This is a genomic window from Sphingobium sp. AS12, assembly GCF_019097845.1.
Classification (GTDB): Bacteria; Pseudomonadota; Alphaproteobacteria; order Sphingomonadales; family Sphingomonadaceae; genus Sphingobium.
The window spans coordinates 1-2664 of the sequence record NZ_JAHRGM010000061.1 but is presented as its reverse complement, the minus strand read 5'-3'; the positions used below and the strand labels follow the sequence as shown (position 1 = coordinate 2664).

Below are 2664 nucleotides of genomic sequence, written 5' to 3'. Positions count from 1 at the left end.
CCTCGACGCCTTCTTGAGCGAGCACATCGCGGAATGCAGCATCGGCATCGCGGTCGGTGGGGAATAGATTGTCCCAGACCGTCGAGGTGCCGTGCTCGTTGACGACCTCGAGGGACCAACCGCGTTCGGTGGCGATCCGCACGATGTTGATGGTCAGCCGTACGCCCGCCTGTTCGATGGACCGGCAAAGAGAGGATTCAATGAGTTCGGGTTGCGGGCCAAATTCCATGCCGTGATGCTATGAGATCACGGCTCCAGCTTCAACGCTGTTGGTTTCCAATTCCATGGGAGTAGATCGCCAAGCCGATTAGCCGGATGACCGGCGATGCGGGCGAGGACGTCAGCGAGCCAAGCCTGGGGATCGACGTCGTTGAGGCGACAGCTCTGAATGAGTGAAAACATGATGGCGGCGCGCTGACCGCCGCGATCGGAGCCGCAAAATAGCCATGCTTTCCGCCCGAGTGGCACACAACGCAGCGCCCGTTCCGCTGCGTTGTTCGTGAGGCATACCCTCCCATCGATGAGGAAGCGGGTGAAGGCGTCCCAGCGCCGGAGCATATAGTTGATGGCCTTGGCGAGATCATGGTTACGCGACAGCTTGGCGAGTTGGGCGTTCAACCAGTCGTGCAGTTCGGCGATCAGCGGCGCGCTCAACTCCTGACGGGCGGCAAGCCGCTCCGCTGGTGTCTTGCCGTTGATACCGCGCTCAACGTCGAACAGGGCGTCCAGCTTCTGCACCGCCTCCAGCGCAATCGGATAGATGGGACTGGCTCGCTCGCCGCGGCTCTTCTTGCGCGCTGCGCCCTCGACGTCGGCGAGTTCGAAGAACTTCCTGCGTGCATGGGCAAAGCATCCTGCCTCCAGGATGAGACCAGGCTGGCGGTCTGGAGCGTACAGCTCGAAATAGCCCGCATAAGCATCTGCCTGCAGAATCCCGGACCAGGACGCGAGATGCGCCTGGGGATGTTCGCCGCGCCGGTCGCGCGAATAATAGAAAACGACCGCTGGCGGATCGGCGCCGCCAAACGGGCGGTCGTCCCGGACATAATCCCATAATCGACCGGTATCGGTCTTGCCCTTGGCCATGACCGGCACGGTAGTGTCGTCGCCATGTACGCGTTCGGCGGCAAAGACATGGGCCTCAATCAGCCGGAAGATCGGCATCAAGGCGAAGGAAGCCGCGCCGACCTGGTCAGCGAGCGTGGAAACGCTCAGCGGCACGCCTTCACGGGTGAAACGCTCGGCCTGGCGGTTGAGAGGCTGGTGCTGCCCATACTTCTCGAACAGCAGCATGGCGAGGAAGCTTGGACCCGCCCAGCCACGCGGCACGACATGGAATGGCGCGGGCGGCTGCGTGATCTTCTCGCAGTCACGGCAGGAGAACTTCTCGCGCACGGTCTGGATGATCTTCCAGGCGCGCGGGATCACCTCCAGCGTCTCGGTCACATCCTCGCCCAGCTTCGAGAGGCGCATGCCACCGCAGGACGGGCAAGAACAAGGCGCCGGGACGACGACGCGTTCACGGGGCAAGTGGTCGGGGAACGGCTTCCTGACCGGCCTCTTGCGTTCAAAGGCCGTGACGTTTGTTGCCTTTGCGGCGGCGGTCTCGGCGGCAAGATCATCTTCGGCGGCGTCAGCCTCCAGATCTTCGAGCTCAAACTCCATCTGCGCGAGCAGCCGGCGGGTGCGTTCGGCACTGGGGCCATACTGTTCACGCTTGAGCTTGGCGATCTGCAACTTGTAGTGGGAGATCAAGGCCTCGGTGGCGCTCTCCCGGGCACGGGCATTGGCCAGTTCAGCCTCGGCACTCGTGGCCCGCTGTTCGGCTTCATCTGCGCGCTGCGTGCTGAGCCGGACCAGCGCCTTGAGCGCTTCGATGTCGTCAGGCAGGGGCGAAACGGCGGCGTCCACAACCAGGATGGAATCATAGAAAGCCACCCGGTTGAAGCGGAAAATGCGGCCTTGATGAAGAAAAGCCGCGCTTATCCCGCGCTCTGCGGGCGCCAGCTATATTGCGGGTTCCGCCAGTCCACGCCGTCGAGCAAACAGGCCAGCTGTGAGCTCGTCAGCGAGACTACGCCGTCCTTCGCGGAGGGCCAAATAAACTTCCCCCGTTCCAACCGCTTCGAATAAAGCGACATCCCGAGACCGTCGTGCCAGATTATCTTCACCAGCGACCCGTTACGCCCGCGAAAGACTCAAAGATCGCCGGCAAATGGGTCTTGCGAAAAACTCTGCTGCACCATCGCCGCGAGGCTCTGCATGCCGCGACGCATATCGGTATGGCCCATTGCGATCCACACCCGTGCTCCTGCTGGGATCATCGCAAGGCCTTCAGCGCCGCCGACACCAATGCAGGTGATGCCGCAGCTGATACGTTCACGCGTCCCTTGGCGCCGAGATCGATGATGATCACCGGCATCCCCGCCTGTTGCCCGCCTTGCTGGGCGCCATCGTCTACCACCGCCTCGGCGAACTCGGTCAGGGCGGGCGGTTGTCGCAGCTTGCTGCGCCATGTGTAAATCCGCGCCGTGGAAATGTCGTGCCGCCGTGCCACAGCCAAAACGCTGGCCCCAGGCGCAAAGGCTTCTGCCAAAATCTGCAGTCGTTCCTCGTCGCTCCAACGCCGCCGCCGTTCCGGCCCGGTCATTACCGTTATCTGCC

At 62.8% G+C, this 2664-nt stretch carries 3 protein-coding genes and 1 pseudogene; all 4 read right to left on the bottom strand.

The window, feature by feature from the left end:
- Window positions 1-229 (bottom strand): hypothetical protein (locus KRZ98_RS19770; protein ID WP_217674973.1); only part of this gene is annotated, 229 nt, incomplete at its 3' end.
- 17 nt (window positions 230-246) lie between these two features.
- Window positions 247-1911 carry an IS66 family transposase gene (locus KRZ98_RS19765; RefSeq protein ID WP_088189975.1) on the bottom strand — a complete coding sequence of 555 codons (1665 nt, stop codon included), beginning with the start codon at window positions 1909-1911 and terminating at the stop codon, window positions 247-249.
- Between the two features lie 71 nt (window positions 1912-1982).
- Window positions 1983-2324: pseudogene (gene tnpB, locus KRZ98_RS19760) on the bottom strand (IS66 family insertion sequence element accessory protein TnpB).
- A partial coding sequence (locus KRZ98_RS19755) for a transposase (RefSeq protein WP_217674972.1) occupies window positions 2321-2664 on the bottom strand: 344 nt, incomplete at its 5' end. The gene KRZ98_RS19755 and the pseudogene tnpB, both read right to left, overlap by 4 nt.